24 protein-coding genes and 3 pseudogenes are annotated in these 25,283 nt (G+C 70.7%); 17 read left to right on the top strand and 10 right to left on the bottom strand.

The features are described from left to right. The first annotated feature begins 4 nt into the window (after nt 1-4). Nucleotides 5-1,624 (top strand): ABC-F family ATP-binding cassette domain-containing protein, encoded by a 1,620-nt coding sequence (locus tag LCH29_RS23440; RefSeq protein ID WP_446463699.1) that lies wholly within the window; start codon nt 5-7, stop codon nt 1,622-1,624. 17 nt (nt 1,625-1,641) lie between these two features. Here LCH29_RS23440 and LCH29_RS23435 read toward each other — a convergent pair. Next, nucleotides 1,642-1,977, bottom strand: a pseudogene (locus LCH29_RS23435) (acyl-CoA dehydrogenase family protein); the annotation flags it as partial. A gap of 76 nt (nt 1,978-2,053) precedes the next feature. Here LCH29_RS23435 and LCH29_RS23430 point away from each other — a divergent pair. Continuing rightward, complete coding sequence (locus LCH29_RS23430; RefSeq protein WP_446463698.1) at nt 2,054-2,548, top strand: NADPH-dependent F420 reductase; 495 nt, start codon at nt 2,054-2,056, stop codon at nt 2,546-2,548. Nucleotides 2,549-2,575: 27 nt separating this feature from the next. After that, nucleotides 2,576-2,695: pseudogene (locus LCH29_RS23425) on the top strand (hypothetical protein); the annotation flags it as partial. 166 nt (nt 2,696-2,861) lie between these two features. Here LCH29_RS23425 and LCH29_RS23420 read toward each other — a convergent pair. Both LCH29_RS23420 and LCH29_RS23415 read right to left on the bottom strand, forming a co-directional pair. Next, nucleotides 2,862-3,608: a phosphotransferase family protein gene (locus LCH29_RS23420; RefSeq protein ID WP_446463697.1), complete on the bottom strand. Its 747-nt coding sequence runs from the start codon at nt 3,606-3,608 to the stop codon at nt 2,862-2,864. 263 nt (nt 3,609-3,871) lie between these two features. Next, on the bottom strand, nt 3,872-4,090 hold the full coding sequence (locus LCH29_RS23415; RefSeq protein WP_446463696.1) for a hypothetical protein: 219 nt from the start codon (nt 4,088-4,090) through the stop codon (nt 3,872-3,874). An 80-nt stretch (nt 4,091-4,170) separates the two neighbouring features. Between LCH29_RS23415 and LCH29_RS23410 the strand changes: the two are divergent. Then, nucleotides 4,171-4,881, top strand: a pseudogene (locus tag LCH29_RS23410) (NAD(P)-dependent alcohol dehydrogenase). Between the two features lie 19 nt (nt 4,882-4,900). Here the strand turns inward: LCH29_RS23410 and LCH29_RS23405 are convergent. Together LCH29_RS23405 and LCH29_RS23400 are read right to left on the bottom strand one after the other, a co-directional pair. Next, complete coding sequence (locus LCH29_RS23405; protein WP_446463695.1) at nt 4,901-6,517, bottom strand: carboxylesterase/lipase family protein; 1,617 nt, start codon at nt 6,515-6,517, stop codon at nt 4,901-4,903. Nucleotides 6,518-6,574: 57 nt separating this feature from the next. After that, nucleotides 6,575-7,000 (bottom strand): XRE family transcriptional regulator, encoded by a 426-nt coding sequence (locus tag LCH29_RS23400; protein WP_446463694.1) that lies wholly within the window; start codon nt 6,998-7,000, stop codon nt 6,575-6,577. 295 nt (nt 7,001-7,295) lie between these two features. Here LCH29_RS23400 and LCH29_RS23395 point away from each other — a divergent pair, with 295 nt between their 5' ends. Further along, nucleotides 7,296-8,441 carry an IS701 family transposase gene (locus tag LCH29_RS23395; RefSeq protein WP_446463693.1) on the top strand — a complete coding sequence of 382 codons (1,146 nt, stop codon included), beginning with the start codon at nt 7,296-7,298 and terminating at the stop codon, nt 8,439-8,441. A 114-nt stretch (nt 8,442-8,555) separates the two neighbouring features. Next, the gene (locus tag LCH29_RS23390) at nt 8,556-9,161 is read left to right on the top strand and encodes a hypothetical protein (RefSeq protein ID WP_446463692.1); all 606 of its coding nucleotides are present in this window, start codon (nt 8,556-8,558) and stop codon (nt 9,159-9,161) included. On the opposite strand, the gene LCH29_RS23385 is transcribed toward LCH29_RS23390, so the two are convergent. Next, a complete protein-coding gene (locus tag LCH29_RS23385) occupies nt 9,089-10,321 on the bottom strand; it encodes an MAB_1171c family putative transporter (protein ID WP_446463691.1) in 1,233 nt (410 codons plus the stop codon). The two genes, LCH29_RS23390 and LCH29_RS23385, sit on opposite strands and share 73 nt — an antisense overlap. Further along, on the bottom strand, nt 10,318-10,776 hold the full coding sequence (locus LCH29_RS23380; protein ID WP_446463690.1) for a toxin: 459 nt from the start codon (nt 10,774-10,776) through the stop codon (nt 10,318-10,320). The genes LCH29_RS23385 and LCH29_RS23380 overlap by 4 nt, the downstream gene beginning before the upstream one ends. A gap of 536 nt (nt 10,777-11,312) precedes the next feature. Here LCH29_RS23380 and LCH29_RS23375 point away from each other — a divergent pair. The 7 genes from LCH29_RS23375 to LCH29_RS23345 are packed head-to-tail and all read left to right on the top strand — an operon-like array spanning nt 11,313 to nt 17,186. Beyond that, nucleotides 11,313-12,683: a class I adenylate-forming enzyme family protein gene (locus LCH29_RS23375; RefSeq protein WP_446463689.1), complete on the top strand. Its 1,371-nt coding sequence runs from the start codon at nt 11,313-11,315 to the stop codon at nt 12,681-12,683. Beyond that, a complete protein-coding gene (locus LCH29_RS23370) occupies nt 12,680-13,426 on the top strand; it encodes an SDR family NAD(P)-dependent oxidoreductase (protein WP_446463688.1) in 747 nt (248 codons plus the stop codon). The genes LCH29_RS23375 and LCH29_RS23370 overlap by 4 nt, the downstream gene beginning before the upstream one ends. Beyond that, nucleotides 13,420-13,698, top strand: a complete 279-nt coding sequence (locus LCH29_RS23365; protein WP_446463687.1) for a phosphopantetheine-binding protein — start codon at nt 13,420-13,422, stop codon at nt 13,696-13,698. Before LCH29_RS23370 ends, LCH29_RS23365 begins: the two co-directional genes overlap by 7 nt. Further along, nucleotides 13,695-14,738 carry an AvrD family protein gene (locus LCH29_RS23360; protein ID WP_446463686.1) on the top strand — a complete coding sequence of 348 codons (1,044 nt, stop codon included), beginning with the start codon at nt 13,695-13,697 and terminating at the stop codon, nt 14,736-14,738. The genes LCH29_RS23365 and LCH29_RS23360 overlap by 4 nt, the downstream gene beginning before the upstream one ends. 40 nt (nt 14,739-14,778) lie before the next feature. Further along, a complete protein-coding gene (locus LCH29_RS23355; RefSeq protein WP_446463685.1) occupies nt 14,779-15,492 on the top strand; it encodes an AAA family ATPase in 714 nt (237 codons plus the stop codon). Further along, nucleotides 15,485-16,384, top strand: coding sequence for a haloacid dehalogenase-like hydrolase (locus tag LCH29_RS23350; protein WP_446463684.1), 900 nt, complete (start codon nt 15,485-15,487; stop codon nt 16,382-16,384). Before LCH29_RS23355 ends, LCH29_RS23350 begins: the two co-directional genes overlap by 8 nt. Further along, nucleotides 16,347-17,186: a methyltransferase domain-containing protein gene (locus LCH29_RS23345; RefSeq protein WP_446463683.1), complete on the top strand. Its 840-nt coding sequence runs from the start codon at nt 16,347-16,349 to the stop codon at nt 17,184-17,186. The genes LCH29_RS23350 and LCH29_RS23345 overlap by 38 nt, the downstream gene beginning before the upstream one ends. A gap of 9 nt (nt 17,187-17,195) precedes the next feature. Here LCH29_RS23345 and LCH29_RS23340 read toward each other — a convergent pair whose 3' ends face one another. After that, the gene (locus LCH29_RS23340; protein ID WP_446463682.1) at nt 17,196-17,711 is read right to left on the bottom strand and encodes a MarR family winged helix-turn-helix transcriptional regulator; all 516 of its coding nucleotides are present in this window, start codon (nt 17,709-17,711) and stop codon (nt 17,196-17,198) included. An 85-nt stretch (nt 17,712-17,796) separates the two neighbouring features. On the opposite strand from LCH29_RS23340, the gene LCH29_RS23335 reads away from it, so the two are divergent. From LCH29_RS23335 to LCH29_RS23320, 4 genes are all read left to right on the top strand, one after another. Then, nucleotides 17,797-19,032 (top strand): MFS transporter, encoded by a 1,236-nt coding sequence (locus LCH29_RS23335; protein ID WP_446463681.1) that lies wholly within the window; start codon nt 17,797-17,799, stop codon nt 19,030-19,032. 116 nt (nt 19,033-19,148) lie between these two features. Next, nucleotides 19,149-19,667 carry a (2Fe-2S)-binding protein gene (locus tag LCH29_RS23330; protein WP_446463680.1) on the top strand — a complete coding sequence of 173 codons (519 nt, stop codon included), beginning with the start codon at nt 19,149-19,151 and terminating at the stop codon, nt 19,665-19,667. Next, nucleotides 19,660-20,658 (top strand): FAD binding domain-containing protein, encoded by a 999-nt coding sequence (locus LCH29_RS23325; protein ID WP_446463679.1) that lies wholly within the window; start codon nt 19,660-19,662, stop codon nt 20,656-20,658. Before LCH29_RS23330 ends, LCH29_RS23325 begins: the two co-directional genes overlap by 8 nt. Then, nucleotides 20,655-22,871 (top strand): xanthine dehydrogenase family protein molybdopterin-binding subunit, encoded by a 2,217-nt coding sequence (locus LCH29_RS23320; RefSeq protein WP_446463678.1) that lies wholly within the window; start codon nt 20,655-20,657, stop codon nt 22,869-22,871. Before LCH29_RS23325 ends, LCH29_RS23320 begins: the two co-directional genes overlap by 4 nt. Here LCH29_RS23320 and LCH29_RS23315 read toward each other — a convergent pair. Both LCH29_RS23315 and LCH29_RS23310 read right to left on the bottom strand, forming a co-directional pair. Next, complete coding sequence (locus tag LCH29_RS23315) at nt 22,837-23,859, bottom strand: zinc-dependent alcohol dehydrogenase family protein (protein WP_446463677.1); 1,023 nt, start codon at nt 23,857-23,859, stop codon at nt 22,837-22,839. The genes LCH29_RS23320 and LCH29_RS23315 overlap by 35 nt on opposite strands. Further along, nucleotides 23,856-25,238 carry an MFS transporter gene (locus tag LCH29_RS23310; RefSeq protein ID WP_446463676.1) on the bottom strand — a complete coding sequence of 461 codons (1,383 nt, stop codon included), beginning with the start codon at nt 25,236-25,238 and terminating at the stop codon, nt 23,856-23,858. The genes LCH29_RS23315 and LCH29_RS23310 overlap by 4 nt, the downstream gene beginning before the upstream one ends. Between the last annotated feature and the right edge of the window lie 45 nt (nt 25,239-25,283).

Genomic DNA, 25,283 nt, shown 5'->3' with positions numbered 1-25,283 from the left:
GATCATGGGACATCTGGAGGCCGCGCATCTCGCCTACTTCCTGCCGGACGGGCGGTTGCTGCTCGGCGACGTCTCCTTCCGGGTGGGCGAAGGCACCGTCGCCGCCCTGGTGGGGCCGAACGGAGCGGGCAAGACCACACTGCTGCGGCTTCTCTCGCGTGAGGCGGAACCCCATGAGGGGACGGTGACCGTCAGCGGCTCACTGGGCGTGATGCCGCAGTTCGTCGGTTCCGTGCGGGACGAGCGGACGGTGCGGGACCTGCTGGTCTCGGTGGCGCGGCCCGTGCTGCGGCAGGCCGCCCGAGCGGTCGACGAGGCGGAACTCGCGATCATGGAGCGGGACGACGAGGCGGCCCAGATGGGGTACGCCCAAGCGCTCAGCGACTGGGCCGAGGCGCGTGGCTACGAGGCGGAGACCCTCTGGGACATGTGCACGATGGCGGCGCTCGGGGTGCCGTACGAGAAGGCGCAGTGGCGCGCGGTCCGCACGCTCAGCGGCGGCGAGCAGAAGCGACTGGTGCTGGAGGCGCTGCTGCGGGGCCCCGACGAGGTCCTGCTGCTCGACGAGCCGGACAACTACCTGGATGTGCCGGGCAAGCAGTGGCTGGAGGAGCGGCTCCGGGAGACACCCAAGACGGTGTTGTTCATCAGCCACGACCGGGAACTGCTGTCCCGTGCGGCCGAGCGGATCGTCAGTGTCGAGCCCAGCCCGGCGGGCAGCGATGTATGGGTCCACGGCGGTGGTTTCGCCACGTATCACACGGCCCGGGACGAGCGGTTCGCACGGTTCGAGGAACTGCGCCGGCGCTGGGACGAGAAACACGCCCAGCTGAAGCGTCTGGTGCTGGACATGCAGCGGTACGCGGCGCGAAGCGATGAGATGGCGTCGCGCTACCAGGCGGCGAAGACCCGGCTGCGGAAGTTCCAGGAGGCGGGCCCGCCTCCGGAGCCACCGCGCAAGCAGGACATCACGATGCGGCTGGCGGGCGGACGCACCGGGGTCCGGGCGCTGACCTGCCGGGGGCTGGAGCTGGAAGGGCTGATGCGCCCCTTCGACCTGGAGGTCTTCTACGGCGAGCGGGTGGCCGTTCTGGGGTCCAACGGATCCGGCAAATCCCACTTCCTGCGGCTCCTGGCCGGTGAGGATGTCGCCCACCGGGGGGAGTGGAAACTGGGCGCGCGCGTCGTGCCCGGCCACTTCGCGCAGACCCATGCGCGCCCCGAGCTGACCGGCCGCACCCTCGTCGAGATCCTGTGGACCGACCATGCCCGGGACCGGGGCCGGGCGATGAGCGCCCTGCGGCGGTATGAGATGGAACGCCAGGGCGACCAGCTCTTCGACCGGCTCTCGGGCGGCCAGCAGGCCCGTTTCCAGATCCTGCTGCTCGAATTGGCCGGGACGACCGCGCTGCTGCTGGACGAGCCGACCGACAACCTGGACCTGGAGTCGGCGGAGGCGCTCCAGGAGGGTCTGGAGGCGTACGAGGGCACGGTGCTGGCCGTCACCCACGACCGCTGGTTCGCGCGCTCCTTCGACCGCTTCCTGGTCTTCGGGTCGGACGGCGTCATCCGCGAGACGGCGGAGCCGGTGTGGGACGAGCGCCGTGTCGACCGGCTCCGCTGACACGGACGCACACGGCCTCACACGAAGGCGCTCCGGCCGGTGATCGCCTTGCCGACGATCAGGGTGTTCATCTCCCGGGTGCCCTCGAAGGAGTAGATGGCCTCGGCGTCGGCGAAGAACCGGGCGATGTCGTGGTCCAGCAGGATTCCGTTGCCGCCGAACACCTCCCGGCTCCAGGCCACGACCTCCCGCATCCGGGAGGTGACGAACGCCTTGGCGAGGGCGGAGTGTTCGTCGCGGAAGACGCCCGCGTCCTGCATCCGGGCGAAGTGCACCAGCATGCCCCAGGACGCGGTGACGTTGCCCAGGCTCTTGACCAGCAGGTCCTGCACGAGCTGGAAGCCCCAACTCGGCCCCCGCGCCACGGCGACGACCGCGGCGGTCGGCGACTGGGTGGTCGTGAGCGTGCCGTTCGCGGCGTACGACTCCTTGCCGCGCGGGCCTCTCGCGGGCAAGACGGTCATCGACGCCGGCAACTACTCTCCGCGGCGCGACGGCAGGGTCGAGGCACTGGAGAACGGCTCCACCACGAGCGGCGAGGTGCTCCAGCGGTACCTCGGTGCCTCGGCGTACGTCGTGAAGGCGTTCAACAACATCCACCACACCCACCTCACCGTACTGAACAGGCCCACCGGTGCCGGGGACCGCACCGCGCTTCCCATCGCTGGAGACAACGCCGAGGCGAAGCGGCGCACGACCGAACTGCTCGACACCCTCGGGTACGACACCGTCGACGCGGGACCACTCGCGCGAGGCAGGTTGTTCGCACCGGGCACGCCCGCCTACGGCAGCCCCTACGTGACACTGCCCGGCGGCTCGCTGGGCCCCTTGGCGGCCGGAGCCGCCCCGGCCGCGTTCCTCTCCCTGGAGGCGAGCCCCGCGTCGGCAGCCGAGATACGGGCGCTCCTCGCTCACGACTCCTGACAAAAGGAGTCTTCGGGACCTTTGGGAATGACGTGGTGTCAGTTCTCGTTGATGCCGGCTCGCAGGGCGCTGTGCGGGATCCTGTGCGTGTTGTACACCGGGATCCGCTGGGAGTTTCTGCCCCAGGAGCTGGGCTTCGGCTCGGGGATGACCTGCCGGCGACGGCTGCGGGGCTGGAACGCGGCCGGGGTCTGGCAGCGCCTGCACGAGCTGCTGCCTCCGAGCTGCGGGCCCCGAGCAGCGGTCGACTCCAGCCACATCCGCGCGATGAAGGGCGGGTGGGCCACCGGTCCGTCCCCGGGCCCGCGCAGCCTCACATCCGGGATCTCAGCACGTCGACCTCACAGCCCGGCGCGAAGGGGTCGAAGCCGTGCTCGATCAGCCAGCGAACTGCCAGCAGGCTTCGCAACGACCACCACGCGTGGATCACGTCGAGGTCGATGTCGGTGCCATAGCCGGCGACGACGTCGTCGAGGTGCTCATCGTGTCCGAGCGTGAAGGTGGCGAGGTCGTACAGGGCATCACCCTGGCCCGCCTCGGACCAGTCGATGATGCCGGTGACCTCGTCGCCGTCGACGAAGACGTGCGCGATCTGCAGGTCGCCGTGTGTGAACGCCGGAGTCCACGGCCGGAGCGCGGCCTCGGCGACCTGGCGGTTGCGGGTGACCAGGTCGGCGGGCAGGAGGCCGTTCGTCACGAGCAACTCGCACTCGTCGTCGAGTTCCTGCGCCAGCGCGACGGTGCTCCGGCCTGCCCGGCCCGGCCGGGGCGGCAGGGGCGCTTCGTGCAGCTTCCGGATGGCGGCGCCCACCGCGGCCCACGCCGCCGGCGCTCCGGTCGACGGCCCGCCGAGGCGCCCAAGCGTCGTCCCCGGGAGTGCGGCGATCGCGAGCACGGGCGGCTTGCGCCACAGGACCTCCGGGGTCGGGACCGGCGCGAGGGACATCGCCTCGACCTCGACGTCGATGCGCGCCTGATCGGCGTCCACCTTCAAGAACACGTCACCGACGCGCAGGGTCGCGCGCTCGGAATGGGCGACGACGACTTCGACCTCATCCATGGGCGACCAGTATCCCGGGGATGATCGCCGACGTCGCCCGGTTTATCGCGTGCGATGACGCGGCTGACCGCATCCCGCTACCCGGCGGCCTGGTGCACGACACCGACCTCTGGCCAGGTCAAGTCCACCACTTTTGTCAGGTGTCCAGAGGCGCAGAGCTGACGCGGGCTCCGCTGAGCGCCCGTCATCAAGGGGCCGTTCCGCGTGGCGCAGCGCCACCGGAACGGCCCCGGTGCGTGTGAGTAGTCCGCGATCGGTGCCGATCAGTGGGCCCCGCACGAGCTGGAGTCCGACGCGCCTACGAGGTTGACGGGGACGGTGACGAAGGAGAACTGGTTGCTGGCGCACACGCCGGGGAAGGTCGTGTTGCTGGAGTTGTAGACGTTGACATCCGGTCCGTCGGCGGCCGCGGCGCCGGTCGCGCCGACGGTGAGGGCCGCGGCGGCGAGGGCGAGCGTGGACAGGGCCGTCTGGATACGCATGGGGTCTCCTTGCTGAGCTTTGCTGGGCTGGCTGGCCGGATATGCCCGGCTCCCTCGGTATATTGCCCCTTGGGTGAGGATTGTGGGCTCAGGGTCCCTCCAATGGGGGGTCCGTCACTCCGCCGAACGCCACTCCCCGCATCTGCCACTCCGACATCCACCACGCCCGCAGCGAATGGGGCGGGCAGACCTACCCGATCGTCCCCGGCCATGAGATCGCGGGCATCGTCACCGAGGTCGGCTGCGGGGTCACCGCGCACGCCGTCGGCGACCGGGTCGGGGTCGGCTGCATGGTCAACTCCTGCCGGGCCTGCGAGCCCTGCCGACGGGTGAGGAGCAGTACTGCCTGAAGGGGCACACCCTCACCTACGGCGCCACCGACGAGGACGGCACCGTCACCCAGGGCGGCTACTCCACCCATGTCGTGGTGAACGACGACTTCGTGGTCCGCGTCCCCGAGGGCATCGGCCTGGACGAGGCGGCGCCGCTGCTGTGCGCGGGCATCACCACGTACTCACCGCTGCGCCGCTTCGGCGCGGGCCCCGGCAAGAGGGTGGCGGTCGTCGGACTGGGCGGCCTCGGCCACATGGCCGTCAAGCTCGCGCACGCCATGGGCGCCGACCACTACCACGCCACCGGCGTGAACGGTGGCATGGCCAACGTCGGCGCACCCGACGAGCCGCTGTCCCTCAACGTGGTCTCCCTGCTCATGAAGCGAACGGATCCTCGCCTCGGACGTGCGCTACCGCTTCGTCATCGACATCGCCACCCTCGCCACCCGCCACCGGTGACCCCCACCGGGGCCGGGGTTCAGTGTGCGCGGACTCCGGCCCGCTGGGCGAGGTACATCGGGTCGGTGGTCAGCCAGTCGTAGTCGATCCCGTTCCAGAAGGAACACCGGTGTCGTGCCGCGTACGCCCCGGAGTTGACCGCCCTGCTGCGGTCGCCGGGCAGCAGCGACATGAGCTTGGCGGCGCGGTACGACGGCCACGGCGCCTGGTGGTGCGTCGTGGGGTTCCCGTCCCTGACGAACGCGCCCCAGTAGCGCATCATCGCGCGCGACAGGTGCTGTTGCTCCGGTGTCAGCGGCTTGGGGGACATGCTGGGCCACAGGTAGGGAAGCTCGGCGGCATGGGCCGCGCCCGCCGCGAAACCGGGCTGGGTGGGACCGTGCGAGGGCTGGTTGCGGTCGCCGAATTCGTAGAAGTACGTCCGGGGCTGCCGGGACGCGAACTGGTCCGCCAGGCGCTGGTATTGGCAGCCGCCCATCCCGTAGAACACGCTGCTGTCGGTCCACAGCGCGCCCAGGGGGTACGCCGCGCCGTACGTGCGGTCGCGGGCGTCGTAGGGATAGCGGGCGAGGACCCCGGCGGCGTGGGGGCCGAATTGCTGCCCGATCACCCGCTCGTACTGCTCCTTGGTGGCGTGCGCGAACGGCAGGGCCCACTTGCGGATCTCGTCGCGGTTGGTGCCGATGAGGAGGGGGACGTCGGCGAACCTGCCGGAGCGCACCGCCACGCCCGGCGCGACGGGCAGTTCGGGAACCCCGGACACGGGCAGGGGGCCGTTCAGGATGCCACCGAAGTCGCGCCCGGCGGCCAGCAACTCGTCCGGCCGCTTGGCCCGCAGGCAGGACACGGTCGCCGCGGAATCACCGCAGCCCGCGGCGGTGGCGTAGCTCTTGCCCCGCGCGGTGGCCTGCGCGGATGTGAGACTCGGGCAGCCACCGCTCTGCATGATGGCACGGTCGAACAGGCCGCGGGCCGGGGGCGAGGCCATCAGGGCGCATACGGACTGGCCACCGGCCGACTCGCCCGATACCGTCACGCGGCCGGGGTCCCCGCCGAACGCGGCGATGTTCCGCTGGGTCCAGCGCAGCGCCGCCTGCTGGTCGAGCAGGCCGTAGTTGCCACCGCCCCGCGCGCTCAGCCCGGGCAGGTCGAGGAAGCCGAACACGCCCAGCCGGTAGTTGATCGTGACGACCACGATGTTGCTGGTCCGTGCGAGCTGTGAGCCGTCGTAGAGGTCGCCCGAACCGCTCATGAAGCCCCCGCCGTGGATCCAGAACAGCACCGGCAGCGGACGGTCCGTGCGCCGTTCGGGGGCGTAGACGTTGAGGTGCAGACAGTCCTCGCTCGTGCCCGCGCCACCGCCGGTGGCCGTCTGGGCGCAGGCCGCACCGGGCCGGTCCGCCGACCGGACACCGCGCCATGCGGGCGCGGGCGCGGGCGGCTGCCAACGCCGGTCGCCGACCGGCGGCGCGGCGTACGGGACGCCGAGGAACCGGCCGACCCCGCCCGCCGCGGTTCCCTCGACCGCACCCTTGTCGGTGGCCACCGACAACGGGCGCGACACCGTGGGGGCAGCCGAGGGGACGGTGATCAGCGCGGCCAGGCTCACCGCGGCCGCGAGTACGCGTCGGATCATGGAGTGCCCCGGACCTCCCGTACGGAAGCAGGGCTCCATCGAATCACGGGCCGGTCCTCACTCCTCGACCGGAGGCAGCCCGTGGAGCTTGCGGATCTGGTCGAGCATGGCCGTCACGGCTTCCAGGCTCTCCCCGGGGAGCCCGACCGTGCGCAGCGCGATGGACCGCACATCGGCCTGGCGCAGCTCGTCGAGCAGGGCCAACTGCCGAGTGGCCTGGTCGAAGTACTCCGGGTCGAAGAAGTACGCGGGCGCCACACCGAAGAACTTCGCGAGCGCCGCCTGGAGCTCCCGCGAGGGGTTGGTGCGCCGTCCGATGCGCAGGGCGGAGAGATACGCGCCGCTGACCTTGAGGTCGGGGTCGCGGGCCTTGATCTCGGTCGCCACCTCGTCGTTGGTCCACCGCCGTCCATGGGGGCGGCTCCGCTTGAACAGCCCGTCGAGCCGTTCGGCGAAGGCCGGCTTGTCTTCCCCAGGGGGCATGGTCTCTCCAACGCCGTGGTGCGAGGTCGTGTCCGACTCATCGTAGCTACTGCCAGTTGAGAGAATGAGTGACCTAGGCCACATTCACAACCCACAGTAGTTCAGCTACCGTAGTCGCGGCTTGAGATTCAACTGGTAGTTGATGCGGCTCAACTAACAGGAGACTCGGACGGGGGACGTATGAGGGACCGGTGCGGCTTGTGACCGACGTCGGAACACCGGGCGTCGCGGCGCCGACGGGTGCGTGATTCCCCTTCTGCGAGCGCCCGCCGATTCCGTGGCGGCAGGAGACGAGATGAGCTGGAACACCTTGAGTGCGGCCCGTGCGAACGACTGCGACGACGCGGAACTCTCGCAGTTCACCCGCCGGGTGTTTTCCTCCTTACCCCGGGCCGACCAGCGCGGATGGGCGGAGCTGTATGTCAGAGGGCTGCTCTCCTCGACGGGGAAGAAGTCGCTGAAGCGCATCGCCGACTGCATCGGAATGCCCGCGGCGGCCCACTCCCTGCACCAGTTCGTCAACCAGAGCCCGTGGAAGTGGGACGCGCTGGCCGGGGACGTGGCCGCCGAAGTCCTGCGGTTCCTCACGCCGAAGGTGTGGGTGGTGGACTCGCTGGTCCTGCCGAAGCGCGGAAGCCAGTCCGTCGGGGTCGGCCAGTACTTCGCCCCCAGGATGCAGCGAACGGTCAACGGGCAGGTCGGCGTCGGGCTGTTCCTCACCTCCGAGGTGGCGAGCATCCCCGTCTCCTGGCGGATTCTGCTGTCCGAGCGCTGGTTGAACGACGGGAGTCTGCGGGCCAAGGCGCGCATACCGGAGGACTACGCCATCCGTACCGCCTGGCAGGGGGCTCTCGATCTGCTGGATACCGCCCGCGCGCAATGGGGCGCGCCCGTGCTGCCCGTGGTCGCGGACCTCAGGGGTGTGCACGCCGGGGACGAACTCCTCCAGGGGCTCGACGATCGCAAGATGGAATTCCTCATCGAGGTCGCCCCCTCGACGAGGATGCTGGAAACGCCGCCCGAGGCGATGCTCCGCACCTGTCCCCGGACGAGCGGACTCATGTCCTCGCTCGTCCGGCTCTCGGGCTCCCGTCCGCACGCGGCGAAGGTCCGTCTGCTCGCCGCGTACGACGGCTCGGCGGGCGGGCAGGGCGCCCGCTTCTGGCTGACGAACATGAGCGGCTGGAGTGCCCGGGCCGTGGCGGGGGCTGACCGGGTATGGAAGCGGCACGAGTGGGACCTGGCCGCACTCCAGGAGGGGTTCGGCGTAGGGGACTTCGAGGGCCGGTCCTACGGGGGCTGGCACCGCCACATGACGATGGCCTCGGCCGCGTTCGCCTTCGACCGCATTCGCGCGGGGGGCGCCTCGGCCGTCCCGCACCACTGGAGCGCCCCGCGCCATGGGGGCACGGCTGTCGCGGGAGACCGGTCGTGCGCCTGAGCGCCCAGGTGCTCCGTCTCTTTACGCTTCGCCGGGGGATATTGTTCTGGTGAATTATTTACTAGAGTGCTGAACTGCAAGCCACAGCCCTGTCGTTCGTACAACGGAGGCGGAATGTCCGAACCTCTGAGGCCGGCGGGCGGGGGAGGGGCGGCCGCTCGCTCCCGCGCGGTGTGCCCGGGCCGTCGCACCGCCCTGTCCCGCGTCACCGTGCTGCTCGCGGCGCTCGCCGCATGCGCTCTCCCTGCCGTCGCGGACGCCAGAAAGCGGCCGGAGCGCCACCCCGGGGGACGTTTCCCGGCGGTCGAGTCCGAGATCGACTCGCTGGTCGAACAGGTCCGTACCGACAGCGGATTCACCATCGACCCGCGCGACGGCCGGGCTCCGACGAGCGGTTACGTGGTCGGAACGGGAGTCGGGGCCCACGTCGAGAAAGCCTCGGTGTTCTTCGGCCGTGACGCGGCGGGCGGCAGGACGCTCATGCGCTACCTGGGGGAGAACGCAGCGAGGCTGGCGTCCCACCGCGATCTGCACGTGGGGGCCTGGTACGACAGGGCCAACCAGCGGGTCGTCCTGAGCATCGTGCAGCTGGTGGCCGACCGTGACGTGGCGCTCGAGCTGGGCGTGAAACACCATCAGCGGGCGGTCTACGACCTGTCGAACAGACGTGACGTCCTGACCGGGTCGCCCGGCCGCCGGCCGCCCGAGGACCCCCGGTAGTGGGCCATGAACGCGCGGCTGACCTCGGTGAGCCACGCGACCTCGCCCGACAGATCGGTGGAGCGGGCTTCGGCGGGCGCGTCCCCGTCCTCCGTGCCGTCGGCGGTCGCCTCACGCACCCGCCGGGCCGCCTGGAGCCGAGCCGCGGCGAGGGCCATCGGCAGCCGCTCGTCCGCGGACGCCGAAGGGGCGTCCCGCCCCTGGTCGATCCCCTCCAGGGCGCTCTCGATCCGCGGCCGCAGGGCGCGTTGCGCGTCCTGGATCTCGATGACCCGACGGTACAGCCAGAAGTTGATGTTCCGGATTCGCAGGACGTCCCGGAGGCGCGAGCGCGGTGGGTCCAGCGCGACGCACGGCACGGCCTCGTGCAGCGCCTTCCACAGCGGATAGAGGGAGTTGTGCCGATGGTAGTCCCTGACCCAGGTGCCGACCGCCGACAGCCGTCCCCCCGCGCTGGGCAGCACCCAGCCGATCAGGGCCAGCGCCGAGCCCAGATCCCCGCAGGCCCAGGCGATGCCGTCCAGAGACCTCAGATCGGCGTGGAGCGGGCCCGCCAGGATGTCGGCCACCCGGATCGCGCAGTACAGCAGGATCGTCGACGCGCCGACGGTGGTCGTCAGCATCCCGCGCCGCAGCCAGGGAAGGTCGGCGATCCTCGCGTACATCCAGCAGTGGCGTACGACGTCCAGTTGCCCGACGATGCAGGCGATGATGTACACGGACAGGTAGGGCGCCTGTCCCAGGTGCAGGCTGTAGCGGACGTAGAAGTCGTGGAAGCGCTGCTCGCCGGGCATGAACAGGAAGAACATCGTGAGGTAGACCGCGAACATCAGGAACCAGAACAGCATCCGCGACCGGATCCTGGGTCTGGCCTGTGCGTCGGGGTAGGCCCAGCGCATCAGCAGGACCTGCTGCGCCGCCGTGAGCCCCAGAACGCTGACCGCGGAGAGCATTCCGGAACTGTTCGGAATGCCGGTCAGCTTGTCGACGACCACATACACCGGGGGCAGGAGCACCAGATAGCCGAACGCGGAGAGGCCCGCGTAGACGCAGAAGGCGACGCTGCCGAGTTCACGGGGCCGGTGGATCAGTCCTCGCACCTTCCAGGCGAACACCATGGTGCCGACCGTGAGGCATAACGAGTGGAGGAGGGTCGTCACGCGCCCGCTCCGGCGTTCACCGAGAGCGACCGCTCAAGCCTCTCGAGAACGTCGGATCTGGGTGAACCGCCGGTCGGCCTGATGCCCTGGGCCGGGCGGTTGATGCGGCGGAGGATGACCGACGCCATGACCTCGGCCTCCAGTTCGTGCTGGTCGGAGTACTCGGCCCGGTTCAGCATCTCGCGCACCAGGCTCGGTTCGAGCCCGGGGAAGAGCAACCGCGCGGTGGCGTCGTCCACCTGCCCGCCACCGCAGTGCCCGTAGACGACGTGCCCCAGCTCATGGGCGATGATGTGCGCCTGGTGCAGCTTGCTGGTGTTCGCCTCGTAGATCACCAGGTCCAGCGCCGACAGCGAGACCCACACCCCCGAGGGGTGCGCCGCGTCGACGGAGGCCGCGAGCAGTTCGATCGGACGGTTCCGCAGGCGGCTGAGGCACTCGATGAGCCCCGTCATGTCACAGGGATCGGGCGCCCCCAACGTGTCGAGCCTGGCCTCGCTTTCCGAAAGCAGCTGCCTGATCTGCCTCTTCCTGGTGTGGCGTCGACGGAAGGAGAGGGAAGGCGTCATCGCTTTGGCACGCTCCTCGGGGAAACTCGCGCTGCTGCCATCCGACCGCCCCCGCAATCGCTCGTCAGAGTCACGTACCCCAGCGACCGGCACGGGCCGCTCGGAACTGATGCGTCCAATAATTGCAAAGCACACCGGGGTCCTCAACCGGCTATCGCGGAGTGTCGGGGCAGGGGCGGCCGGACGGGCGAGCGCATGCCCGCGTGCATCCGATTCGTCCGCTGGATTCCGGTAAAGATGTTCATGATCCGTTTGTCGGCCCCCCCCGGGGGATGGCTGTCGCATCATTGCGGCGCATTCCACTACGTCTTCGCCAACTTGGCATAGTTGCCGCTCTCTCCAGTCGATTCCTTGTGCCGTGGCAGGCCCGTCGGAGAGATTCAGGACCGGCCACTGAATTATCGGACGGACAGGAGCACGGGATGCCCGAGCACGGAGAGCCCGCGCGTCGCGACGTGAAGGAGTCGTTCTTTGCCAGGCTGCGTGAATTCGCTGCCGCCGAATGCATGGTATTCAACGGCGAAAGCTTCAGCTATGCGCAGCTCGCTCACGAAGTCGATTCCTGGATCCGGTACTTACGGAAGGAAGGGGTGACCGCCGGAACGGTCACCGCGCTGGAGGGCGCGTGCTCTCCCACCTCATGTGCCGCACTGCTCGCACTGATTCGGCTGGACACGCTCGTCGTGCCGCTCGGCCCCCTTCCCGAGGACAAGCGCCGGGAATTCCTCGAGATCGCCGAAGTGGAGACCGTCGTCGGGGCCGGGTCCGGCGGGGCATCCGCTGTCGAGCACACCGGGGTCCACGCACGGCACCAGCTCTTCGCCCGGCTGCGGGAGGCGGGCCGTCCCGGTCTGGTGCTGTTCAGCTCCGGAACCACCGGTCGGAGCAAGGCGTCCGTGCTCGACTTCGTGAAGGTGCTCGGCCGGTACGGGGCGCCCACCAAGGCGTGCCGCATCCTGTCCTTCCTGAGCCTCGACCACATCGGCGGCATCAACACCCTGCTGCACACGCTCAGCCAGGGCGGCACCGTCATCACCGTTCCGGAGCGCACCCCGGACGCCGTCTTCCGGGCCATTGCCGAGCACCGGGCCGAGATCCTGCCGACCACCCCGACGTTCCTGAACATGGCCCTGATCTCCGGTGCCCTGGAGCGGTACGACAGCTCGTCGCTGAAGCTGGTCACCTACGGCACCGAACCCATGCCGCTCCAGACGCTGCGCCGGCTGACGGCCGCGCTGCCCGAGACCCGGCTCAAGCAGACGTACGGCCTGTCCGAGCTGGGCATCCTGCCCACCCGGTCCAAGAGCGACGACACCCTGTGGCTGCGGATCGGGGGCGCGGGCTTCGAGTACCGGATCGTGGACGACATCCTGTGGATCCGCTCCGACATGGCGATGCTCGGCTATCTCAACGCCCCCGCGCCCTTCGACTCGGACGGCTACTTCAACACCCAGGACGTCGTCCGGGTGGACGGCGACTACCTGCACATCCTCGGCCGCCGCTCCGAAATCATCAACGTGGGCGGCGAGAAGGTCTATCCCAGCGAAGTGGAAGGGGTGGTCCTGGAGGCGGGCAACATCGCGGACGTGACCGTCTCGGCCCTGCCGAGTCCCATCACCGGCGCCGCGGTCAAGGCGACCGTCCGGCTCATGGCGGACGAGGACCCGGCGGCCGTCTCGGTGCGGGTGCGCAAGCACTGCCGGGAACGGCTGGAGCGGTACAAGGTGCCCGTGACCGTGGAGATCTCGCAGGCCGCTCAGCATTCGGAGCGCTTCAAGAAGGTCAGGGCATGAGCACCGCCGGGCCCCCGGGCGGCAGGACCGCCGTCGTCAGCGGCGGCAGCAGAGGGCTGGGGCGCCGGCTCGTGGAACGTCTGCTGTCCGACGGATGGCGCGTCGCCGCCTTCAGCCGTTCCGTGAACGCCTTTGTGGAGACGGCCGCGGAATCGTGGCCCGACCATTTCTTCTGGCGGTCGGCCGACCTTCTGGACATCGCGTCACTCCGGGATTTCGTCTTCGCCGCGGAGCGCCGCTTCGGCCGTATCGACCTGCTCGTGAACAATGCCGCCGTACTCCATCAGGAGTTGTTTCTGACCATGTCGGTCAAGCGTATCGAGACATCGGTGAGCGCGAATCTCGTGGGACCGATGGTGCTCACCCAGGAATGCGCGAAGGCGATGAGCAGGGCCGGCGGCGGAACCATCGTCAACGTCTCTTCCATCAATTCCGTCCGCGGCTATCGCGGCGTCGCGGTCTATGCGGGAGTCAAGAGCGGAATCGACGGGTTCGGCCGCAGCCTCGCCCGTGAGCTGGGCGCCTTTGGAATTCGCGTGAATTCCGTCGTGCCGGGCTTCTTCGATTCGGAGCTGACCTCACAGGTGACGGACGCCAATCGGACTCGCATCAAGAAGCGCACCCCGCTCGGACGGCTCGCCACCACCGACGAGGTGGCCGAGGCGGTCATGTTCCTCGCCTCCGGAAGCTCCTCGTTCGTCACCGGCCAAACACTCGTAGTAGACGGAGGGATCACATGCTGACCGACACCACACGGGACCTCGTCATCCGGCAGATACAGGAAGTCCTGCTGGAGGACCTGGACGACGAGAGCCCGGTGCCCGTCACCGGGTCAGAGGAACTCGTCGGGCTCGGCCTCAACTCGCTCACCCTCACCCGCCTCGTCATCCTGCTGAGCGGGCGGTTCGGGGCCGACCCGTTCGCGGACGAGAGCGCGTCGATCGCCGACATCCGCACGGTCGATCAGCTCGTCGCGGCGTATGAGGCGGTCCGCCCGCTGGAGCAGCGGGTATGAGAGGCGTCGGCGGACATGTCACGCTCTCCTCGGCCGCCGACTACCTGGGCCCGCCGGAGAAGCGCTTCTTCTCCAGCGGGTACCGCGCGGCGGAGCACACCATCGGTGGCATCCGGCTGACGCCCCCCGGCGCCCAGCCTGCCGCCGTCACCGCGGAGGTCTCCGTCGCCTACCCCGGCGACTGGTCCAGGAAGAAGGAAGGGATCGACCTTCCGCCCCACCTCAGCAGCATCGACACCCTCGTCCTGGCGGCCCAGCTGGCCGAGGCGCACCTCACCCACACCCACGCCCTGAACGAGGACCAGCGGGCGGAGCTGCGGCTGCGCAGCGTCCGGCTCACCGCGGGCACCACACCGCAGGAGGAGCTGACCGGCCTGGACGCCCGGGCGCTGCTGCTGGAGACACGCCCGCTGGACGAGGCCCCCGGCCGGTGGTCGTCCGTATACGACTGCCGGATCGCCAGGATGCGCGCACGGTGCGAGATCGAGCACCCCGAGAGCGGGGGGCCCGCCTTCTCCGGTCGTTACAACACCCTGGAGGACCTGCTCGGACCGGCCGAACGCCGCTACTACGGAGCGGGGTTCACCCACGACGCGCAGCACATCGAATCGGTCCGGGCGGACTTGAGCGAGCTGAGCGCCGAAGCGCTGGTACGGCTGGTGCGCGACGACGCGGCGCCACCGGCCACGGCGGGCATCGAGGGCGCACAGCGCCCCGCGCCCTCGATGATCGACTGCTTTGTCACCAATCTTCAGCTCGCACAGATCCTGATGTACGAGCTGGACGCGATGAGCCGTACCGAGAGCAACACCCTGTGGATGCTGCGCACGGTCCTGACCGCGCCCTCCGGCCGCCCCGTGGCAGACGGCGCCGGGGAGGGGCCCTTGCCGCTGAGCACGCGCATCACCGGCAAGCACCTGTTGCCGCTGCGCGGCGGGACCTGGCGGAACGTCGAGGTCGCGGGCGAGTTCGGAGGAGTCCGCCTGCGCTGCTCGCTGGCCCATGAACTCCCGGCGGCCGTGGCCGCTTCAGCAGTCTGACCGAATCCGGCACCAAGACCGGCAACAAGAGGAGTCCCACATGAGGCTCGCAGTCTCCGGCACGTATTCCGCGGGCAAGACCCTGACGGTGATGGCGCTTTCGCACTACACCGGCGTCCCCCGCACCCTCGCCCGGACCATCCGGGAGATCCTTCCGCACGCGGTGCCGGGCAAGACCCTGGCCCAGTGCACCCCGCCCGAGTATCTCCAGCTGGCGATGCGCCGCCACGTCGGGCGGGCAGTGGAGGAAGCCCTGCACGGGGACAGTTTCATCTCCGACGGATCCTCGCTCCAGGAGTGGATCTACGGGGCCGCGCGCGGCTACTTCGGCATGGACCCCAGCTCGACCCGGCACCTGGAGTACGTCCCCGAGTCGGAGAAGACGGATGAGATGCGTTTCTTCGAGGACGTCGTCGCCCAGTACGGTCACGCCTTCCGGCAGCACGTCAAGGGCGCCTTCGACGCGTATGTGCACCTGCGCAACGAACTGCCCCTGGCCGGCGACGGCCACCGGCCGATGAACGACCGCTTCCGCGCGAAGTGCGACGAGATGCTGCTCGGCACGCTCAAGGAGCTGGAGATTCCGCATCACCTCGTGGGCGGAACCCTGGAGGAGCGCCTGGAGACCATCGTCCAGCTCTTCGGCCTTCCCGTGGTGTGCGGCACGGACGAGGCCATCGCCCGGGCCTCGGAGGAGTACGCGCAGATCGACAAGCGGCTCGAGACCGAGCGCGCGCGGGCGAGTGTTGCCTGATCCCGCGGGCGGCGCCCGTACCAGGGCCGCGTTCTTCGACGTCGATCACACGTTGCTGAACGCCAGGGAGGCCTTCACCTGCCGCGGGTTCGCGGGCTGGGACAGGCGGACGACGTCCCGGCACGCGCACCGCTGGTTCAGACGCCGTTACGAACAGGGCGGCCTCTTCGACGAGCGGGTGCTGTCGGCGCTGCGCAGGCATGCGGAGTCCGGCGCGCTGATCGTGCTCGTCTCGTCGGCCGTGCCCGCATGGCTGGAGCCGGTCGCCGAACACGTCGGCGCCCACATGGCGTTGTGCTCCCGCCCGGAAGTGCGGGGCGGACGGTACACGGGCGCCCTGGGCCTGGCGCTCACGGGCCGCCGCAAGGCCGAGGCCGTACGCAGGACGGCCGTCACCCGGAGGCTGCCGACCCAGGCATGCCACGCCTACGGCAGCCGGATGGAGGACCTGCCCGTGCTGCGGACCGTGGGCAATCCGGTGGTCGTGGGCGACCGCGATCCCGCGCTCAGCCGGATCGCCCTCGAGCTCGGCTGGCCCGTCTGGGACGACGCGCCGTCGGCGGTGGCGCGCGCCGCGCCGCTGAGCGGGCTGAGCGGCCGTGAGACGCAGGTGCTGCGGCTGCTGTCCCAGGGCCGTTCCAACGCCGGGATCAGCAGCCAGCTGTGCCTGAGCCCGAAGACCGTCGAGGCCCACGTACGCACCGTCTACCAGAAGCTGGGCCTCGAACAGCACCCGGACGAGCACCGCAGGGTCATGGCGGTGCTCACCTACCTCGGGGCGCGGTCCGGCGGAGTTCCTCAGGACCCGCCCCACCCCTCTCCCTCAACCACCGACGACCTGGGAGGTCACCGACATGACGACGAGCACATCAGCGGCATCGGCTGCGGGTGAGAACGTCGGAGAGTTCTCGGCAGTGGACTCCTCCGACCGTTCGGCCTGGTTCATCGACTTCATGGACTACGCCAACGCGCTGCCCGAATACCGCGCCATCCGGCAGGGCCTGGCCGCGTCCCTCGGCGACCTGGACGGCCGGAGCGTGCTGGAGATCGGTTCGGGCACCGGCGACGACGCACGGGAACTCGCCGCGCTGGTGGGCGGCGGCGGACGGGTCGTCGGCACCGATGTGAGCGCGGCCATGGTCGAGGAGGCGCGCCGTCGCTCCGCACAGGGGGCCTCGCTCCCGGTCGAGTTCGCCGTCGAGGACATGCGCGATCTGACCTTCGCCGACGGCGCGTTCGACGCCACCACCGCCAAGCTCGTGCGGCAGCACTGCGACGATCTGGACGCGGCCGACGCCGAACTGCTGCGCGTGACCCGGCCCGGCGGCAGGATCGCCGTCTTCGACTACGATTTCGACACCTTGACGGTGGACCACCCGGACCGCGTGAGGACCCGGGAGGCGGTGCACTGCTTCTGCGACGGTCACCGCAACGGCTGGAACGGCAGGTCGCTGGCCCGGCGCTTCCAGGAGCGGGGCCTCGCGGGCATCACCATCACGCCGTACACGGTGCGGATGCCGTTCGCGTTCTTCCGGCGTTCGATGGAGGGGCGGCTGTCCGAGGCGCAGCGTTCCGGCGCGCTTGCGTGGACGGCCGGGCAGCTCGCCGACTGGTGGCGTCCGCTGGACGAAGCGGAGGACGGCGGCCGGTTCTTCGCGTCGATCACCGGCTTCCTGCTGGCGGGCAGCCGCTGACGGGTGGTGTCAGACGGAGCGGTCGGCCGGTTCGTCCTCCTGGCTGAGCAGCAGCTCGCGCAGGAGCCCGGCCAGCCGCTCCCGGTCGTCCCGGCCGAGCGCGGACATCAGCGCGTCCACGGCGGCGGCGTGGACCGTGACGCCCTTCTCGGCCAGGGCGTGGCCCTCGGCGGTCAGCGCGACGAGCAGCGAGCGGCGGTCCTGCGGATCCATCCTGCGGGTCACGAGCCCGCGCCCCTCCAGCCGGACCAGCCGTTTGGTGAGCCCGGCGGCAGAGATGAGCAGGGAGCGGCTGAGCCAGGTCGGCGTCACCTCGAACGGGGGGCCGCTGCGCAGCACCGTGGCGAGCACGTCGAACTCGCCCGGTTCGAGGCCGAGCGGGGCGAGCGAGTCGGCGGCGAGCATCTCCAGGCGGCGGGACATGCGCTGGATGCGCTTGGAGATCGCCATCGGCTCCAACGGGAGATCGTAGGAAGCCCACGACCACTGCCCGAGCATGTGGTCGATCTCATCGCGCCCGTCCATGGCTCTCAGCCTACTCACAACGGACCCCGGAAGATAGTTCGCCGAAAATAAAGTCTTCTGGAGAATAGTTCGCTAGAGTAGTGTCATGTCCCGAGAACTCCAGTCGCCCCGTGCCGACGCCGTGGGCAGCGCCCCGCCGCGCACCGGGAGCCGCGGCACTCTCGCCGTCGCCTTCATCACCCTTCTCGCCATCGGCACCGATCTCTTCGTCGTCTCCCCGCTCCTCCCCGACATCGCGCGCGAGTACGGGATTTCGGCAGGTACGGCCGGCAATTCCGTCACCGTCTTCTCCGTCGCCTACATGGTCGGCGCGCCGTTCATCGGCAGCCTCGCCGACCGCGTCGGCCGCCGCGCGGTGCTCATCGCCGGACTCGTCGCCTTCGGCGCGGCCAACGCCCTCACCGGAGTGTCCCCGACCTTCGCCGTGCTCCTCGCCGCGCGCGTCCTGGCCGGTCTGTCGGCCGCGGCCGTCACCCCGTCGGTGCAGTCCCTGGTCGGCCAGGTCGCGCCGAGCGAACGCCGCGGTTCGTGGATGGCCGTGGCCACCGCCGGATTCCTGATCTCGCTGTCCATCGGCGCTCCCGCGGGCACGGCCATCGCCTCCTGGCTGAGCTGGCGCGAAACCTTCGTCGGGCTCGGCGCGCTGGCCGTCGTACTGGCCGTGGTCAACGCGGTCGCCTGGCCGAACAGGGCGGGAGCCGTGGCCGGTGGAGCCCGGCAGGCCGGGGCGGAGGCAGCGGCGACGCTGCCGGACAAGGTGCGCGCTGTGTCCGTCACCGGCCTGTGGGCGTTCGCCGTCTACAGCCTGTACACCTACGTCGGCACCGGGTTGGAGGAAGTCGCCCATCTGGGGACGGGATCGGTGGCGGCGGCCCTGTTCGTCTACGGCATCGGTGCGGTCGTGGGAAGCCTCAGCGGCGGGCGCCTCGCCGACCGCTACGGCACCAGCCGTGTCGTCGTCGGCAGTCTGCTGCTCCTCTCGGCGCTGGAAGTCCTGCTCGACGTCGCCTTCCACGCCCCGAGCGCCGTCCTGATCGCGGCACTCGGGCTGTTCGCCCTCGTCGCCTATCCCTGCCTGCCCGCCTACCAGTCCCGGCTGGTAGCGGCCTTCCCGCTCAACACCGGCTCCGTCATGGCCTGGAACAGCTGCTTCATGTATCTGGGCACCTCACTGGGCGCCGCCGCCGGAGGCACTCTGCTCTCCTCCGCCGGTTTCTCCTGGATCGCGCCGGTCGGCGCCGTCGTCGCCCTGCTGGGCGCGCTGGTGTACTCCCGGTGGGCCCTGCCGCGGCGGGCGGCGACCGTGCCCGGCCCCGCCTGAACGGGGCACGGGCCGACACCTCTCGTGGCCCCGGAGCATCAGGGCTGGCCCCGATGTTCCGGGGCCGCCCTCGTCCCTACCGTGTGAGCCGACAGCCATCGGACGGGAGAACCACGATGCATCTCACGCCTGCCGGCACCACGACGAAAGTGACCCTGCGGGTCAACGGAACCGACCACCACCTGGCCGTCGAACCACGGACGACACTGCTCGACGCGGTGCGCGAGTTCATCGGACTCACGGGCACCAAGAAGTCCTGCGACCGCGGTGCGTGCGGCGCGTGCACCGTCCACGTCGACGGCGCCCGGATCAACGCGTGCTCGACCCTCGCCGTCATGCAGGAAGGCCACGAGATCACCACCATCGAAGGGCTCGGCGGCCCCGCGGCCGACCACCCCGTGCAGCAAGCCTTCCTCGCCCACGACGGCCTCCAGTGCGGCTTCTGCACACCGGGGCAGATCATGTCCGCCGCGGCATGCATCGCGGAGGGCCACGCCGGTTCCGACGAGGAGTTGCGCGAGTGGATGAGCGGCAACCTGTGCCGCTGTGGCGCCTACGCGCAGATCGTCGAGGCGGTGCGCACGGCCCGCGACCACATCGCCGCCGAGGACCGCGCGGAGGACGCGCATGCGTGACGTCGGATATCTGCGGGCCCCCGACGTCGGCACCGCACTCGACGCGCTGACGGCGGTGCCCGGCGCCCACGCCATCGCGGGCGGCACCGACATGCTCAACCTCATCAAGGACGGCATCGAGACGCCGCACGCGCTGGTCGACATCAACCGGATCGGGCACGCCCACCTCCACCACGACGCCGACGGGCTGCACATCGGCGCCCTCGCGCGCATGGCCGCCGTACTCGCCGATCCGGCCGTACGCGGCAACTACCCTGCCCTCGCCCAGGCGCTGGAGCTGTCCGCCTCGCCGCAGCTGCGCAACGCCGCCACCATCGGCGGCAACGTGCTCCAGCGCACCCGCTGCCCGTACTTCCGCGCGGAGCGGGCCCTGCCCTGCAACAAGCGCGAACCGGGCAGCGGATGTGCCGCCGTGCACGGGCACGACCGCACCCTCGCGGTGTTCGGGTGGAGCGACAGCTGCCGCGCGACCCATCCGTCGGACCTGGCCGTGGCGCTGGCGGCGCTGGACGCCCGTCTGACGCTGGTCTCGCCGCACGGCCGGCGCACCGTGCGCCTCACCGACTTCCATCTGCTGCCGGGCGACACCCCCGCCCGCGAGACCGTGCTGGACCCCGGTGAACTGCTGCTCTCCATCGACGTACCGGCCCCGGCGCCGGGCGCGCGCTCGGGCTATCTGAAGGTCCGCGAGCGGGCCTCGTACGAATTCGCCCTCGTCTCCGTCGCCGCCGCACTCGAACTCGACACCACCGGGGACCGGCCCGCCATTCGACGGCTCGGCCTCGCACTCGGCGGCGTGGCGGCCAAGCCCTGGCGGCTCCACCGCGCCGAAGAGGCCCTCGTGGGCGAGGAGTTGACGGCAGCGGCCATCCGGCCCGCACTCGACTCCGCCCTCCGCGACGCCCGTCCGCTCAAGCACAACACCTTCAAGGTCGAACTGGCGAAGCGGGCCGTGATCCGCACGCTCGAACGCATCGGAGGCCCCGCATGACCCTGCGCACCGGAACGGCGTCCACCCCGTCGACCGCCACGGCCCGGCACGCCCTCCCGCGCGCCGACGGTGTCGCCAAGGCCAGCGGGACCGCCCGTTACACGGCGGACCGCACACAACCCGGCGTGCGCCACGCCGTACTCGTCACCGCCGCCGTGCCCGCCGGTCGCATCGCCGCGATGGACACGGCCGAAGCCGAGCAGGCACCCGGCGTCGTGACCGTGCTCAGCCACCGCAACGCGCCGCCTCTGCAACCGGTCACCGCGGGCATGTACCCGCACGGACTGCTCCCGCTCCAGGACGACCGCGTCCGGTACGAGGGAGAGCCCGTCGCCGTGGTCGTGGCGGACCAGCTGGACCAGGCGTTGGCCGCGGCGGAGCGGGTCGCCGTCCGCTACGACCGGCAGCCCGCCCCCACGACGCTGGACGACGCGCTCGCCGACGCCTACCGCCCCACCCCGCTGCCCCGCTGGGGCCCGGCGGACACCAGCACCGGCGACCTTCACCAGGGGCTCGCCGCCGCGTCCACCGTGGTCGAGGGCCACTACACCACCGCCTCCCGGCACCACAGCGCCATGGAACCCGCCGCGACGCTGGCCGACTTCGAGGACGGCAGGCTGACGCTGCACGACGCGTCCCAAGGGGTGTTCAACGTACGAACGGTGGTGGCCTGCGCCCTGGGCATGGCCGTCGAGGACGTCCGCGTCCTCTCGCCCTTCACCGGCGGCGGCTTCGGCAGCAAGGGCTACACCTGGCCACATGAAATCATCGCCGCGATGACCGCCCGCCACCTCGGCGGCGCGGTGCTGCTGACCCTGACCCGGGCACAGAGCTTCACCTCACACGGCTACCAGCCCGAAACCCGGCAGAGCGTCACCCTCGGCGCGACGGCGGACGGCCGCCTCACGGCGCTGCGGCACACCTCGGTCAGCCCGACCTCCCGCTACGGCGAGTACGTGGAGATGGCGGCGACCTGTAGCCGCACGGCCTACGCGTGCCCGGCCATCACCACCACCCACCGGGTGGCGCCCGTCGCCACCATCCTGCCCACCCCCATGCGTGCCCCGCACGAAGGGCCCGGCATGTTCGCCCTGGAATCCGCCATGGACGAACTCGCCCACGAACTGGGCATCGACCCGCTCGAACTGCGGCTGCGCAACCATGCCGACACCGACCCGACCTCGGGCAAGCCCTTCTCGTCCAAGGAGCTGCGGGCCTGCTACGAGGCCGGTGCACGGCGCTTCGGCTGGCACGACAGGCCACCGGCCCCGCGGTCCCTGCGCGACGGACACGAACTCGTCGGCTGGGGAATGGCGGGCGCGACGATGAACCAGTTCCGGTTTCCCGCGGCGGCCCGGATCCGGCTCGCGACCGACGTTGGTGTGCTCGTGGAAGCCGGTACGCAGGAGATCGGCACCGGCACGTACACCGTGCTCGCCCAGGTGGCGGCGGACACGCTCGGCTGCCCGGCGGGGCTCGTACGGGTCCGGCTGGGCGACACCCGGCTGCCGCAGACCGGCATGACGGCGGGGTCCTCGACCACGCTCAGCGTGGGATCCGCCGTCCGCGCGGCCTGCCGCAACCTGCTGACCCGGCTGGTGGCCTTGGCGTCGGGGGAGGAGACGGCGGAGGAGGGGGCGCGGCTGGCGGACGGTGCGCTCCGGCGCGCCGGAGCGGTCCCGCTGCCGCTGCACGAACTGATGGCGCGGCACGGACTCGCCGAGGTGACCGCGGAAGGCACCTGGAGTCCGGAGGACGACGCCTCCTCCCTGCACACCTTCGGCTGCGTCTTCGCGGAGGTCGCCGTGGACGAGGACCTGTGCGTCCCCCGGGTCCGCCGGGTCGTGGGGGCCTACAGCGCCGGACGGATCATCAACCCGCTCACGGCGCGAAGCCAGATGACCGGCGGCATCACCTGGGGCATCGGGCAGGCCCTGCTCGAACAGTCCGTCACCGACGCGACGCTCGGCCGGTTCGTCTCCAAGGACCTGGCGGGCTACCTGGTGCCCGTCAACGCGGACGTGCCGGACCTGGACGTCGTCTTCGTCGACGAGTACGACGACCAGGCCAGCACCATCGGCGCCCGCGGAATCGGTGAGCTGGGGGCGGTCGGGGTCTCCGCGGCCATCGCCAACGCCGTCTTCCACGCCACCGGAATCAGGCCCCGCGCCCTTCCGATCACACCCGAGTCGCTGCTCGTCCCCCGACCGTGACCACGACCTTCCCGGTCTGGCGGTTGGACTCCAGGTGGTGGTGCGCCGCCACGATCCGGGACAGCTCGTACGTGCTGTCGACGGCGGGTTCGAGCGATCCGTCCGCGAGCCCCGAGAGCACGAACTCGGTGGCGCGGGCGAAGCGGCGCGGATCGGCGAACACCTCGAACACCAGATACCCGCGGAACGACAGCCCCTTGGCCAGCGCGACCCGGGGGAAGACGGTCTCCTGGCCGCCGAGACTGCCGTAGATGAACACCGTCCCGCCGGGCGCGGCGCAGGCGGCCAGCTCCGCCGCGCCGGGCCCGCCGACGGGATCGAAGACCACCCGGGCGCCCTCGCCGTCGGTCAGTTTGCGGACCTCCTCGGTCAGCTCCTGTTCCTCACGCACCACGACGAGGTCCGCCCCCGCGCTCTCCAGGGCCGCACGCTTGGCGGCCGTCCGCGTGACAGCCACGGAGCGTGCGCCCAGTCGGCGGGTGGTGCGGATGGCGGCGAGGCCCACGCTGCTCGAAGCCGCGGTGATCACGACCGTGTCGCCCTCACCGACGGCCGCGAGGTCGCCCAGGGCGCCGTACGCCGTCAGATGGGGCATCCAGACCGCAGCCCCGTCGATCGCGCCGAGGCCCTCCGGCCGCGGAACGAGGGAGGAGGCGGGGACGACGGCCTGCTCCGCGTAGACCTGAAAGTCCCGCATGGAGAAGGTGGGCAGCACACTGACCGCCGTCCCCTCGCGCAGGTCCCGCCGGTCCCGGACACCGGGCCCCAGGGACAGGACGGTTCCCGCGGCCTCGTATCCGAGGCCGGCGGGGAAGGCCCTCGGCCGCTCGAAGTACCGTCCCGCACGGAAGTTGGCCTCGGCGCGGTTGAGCCCGATCGCCTCGATCGCCACCAGCGCCTCGCCCGGGCCGGGCTCGGGTACGGCCACCTCCTCGACCTTCAGCACCTCGGGGCCGCCGGTCTCGTAGAACCTCACCGCTCGCATCATCGTGACATCTCCTCGCTCTTCTTCTCGCTCTGCATCTCGATTGGTGCCGGACCGGTCCGCGCGGGCCGCCCCGGCGACAGCTCTCCGCCGATGACGACGGCGGCCGTCGCACACAGGAAACAGCCCGAGAACACGGCGAACACGGCCCACCGGGCGTGCACGGTGACCAGTGCTCCGACCAGCAGCGGCGCCAGCATGCTCGCCACCCGCCCGGCCGCGTTGGCCCACCCGACGCCCGTCGCCCGCAGCGCCGTGGGGTAGAGCGAGGGCGTCAGCGGAGCGATGCCACTGAACCCGCCGTCCTGGAAGAACGACAGCAGATAGCCCGCGCACACGAGCCACAGCATCGTGTGGGAGGCCCCGAAGGCGGCCATCAGCCCGGCCGAGGCCACCCCCGTGATGACGATCAGTCGCCGGTGGCCCAGGCGGTCCGCGAAGAGCAGCATGACCGTGCGTCCCGCGATCGCGGCCAGCTGGAAGCCGATGCCGTACCTCAGGGCGGTACGCAGCGGCACGCCCTCCATCACCAGCAGCGTCGGCAGCCACAAGGTGACGCCGAAGTAGGCGAAACTCCAGCAGAACCAGAGCAGCCAGGCCACCGCGGTGCCCCTGCGGTACGTGGGAGAGAACAGATCCCGGGCGCGGCCGCGCCGTGCCCGCGGGGCCGCCGACGGCGACGTGGCGGTCGCCGCTGCCGGTGCCACCAGTGGCTGACCCCGGGCGATCCACCGCGCGGAACGCTCCGCCTCGCCGAAACGCCCCTGGGAGAGCAGAAAGCCCGGGGTCTCCGGGATCAGCCGTCGCAGCATCAGGACCAGCAGGCCCGGCAGCACACCGAGCGCGAGGACCCAGCGCCAGCCCACGAGCGGGAGCAGCACGGATACCAGCCAGGTGGACACCAGCCCGCCGACGGGGAAGGCGAGGGCCCACAGGGCGATCATCCGGCCCCGGCTGCGCGCCGGGACGAACTCCGCCATCAGCGCCGTGTCGACCGGTACCAGACCGCCGACTCCGAGGCCCACGACGCAGCGCAGGGCGACCAATTGGGGCAACGACTGCGCCATCGCGCTGAGCGCGCTGCCGACCGCGAAAAGCGCGACGGTCAGCTGGAATGCGGGACGGCGCCCGACCCGGTCGGACACCGCGCCGAACACGCAGGCGCCGCAGAGCATCCCGACCATTGCCGCGGACGACAGAATCCCCACCTGCCCGGCGTCCAGCGACCAGGCCCGCATCAGCACGGGGGCCACGAGGGTGAGCAGTTGGAGATCGACGGAGTCGAAGAAGAAACCCGCGGCGCATACGCCGAATACCAGCCAGTGCCGACGGTTCAGCGCGAGTCCGTCGACGGCCGCTGAGAGCGCTGAATTCGACGCCATGGCAGGACCCCGTTCCTCCTCGTCCGGCAGCAGGCTCCGACGCTA

This window comes from Streptomyces sp. BRA346 (assembly GCF_052851135.1).
This window is presented reverse-complemented; position numbering and strand designations above follow the sequence as displayed.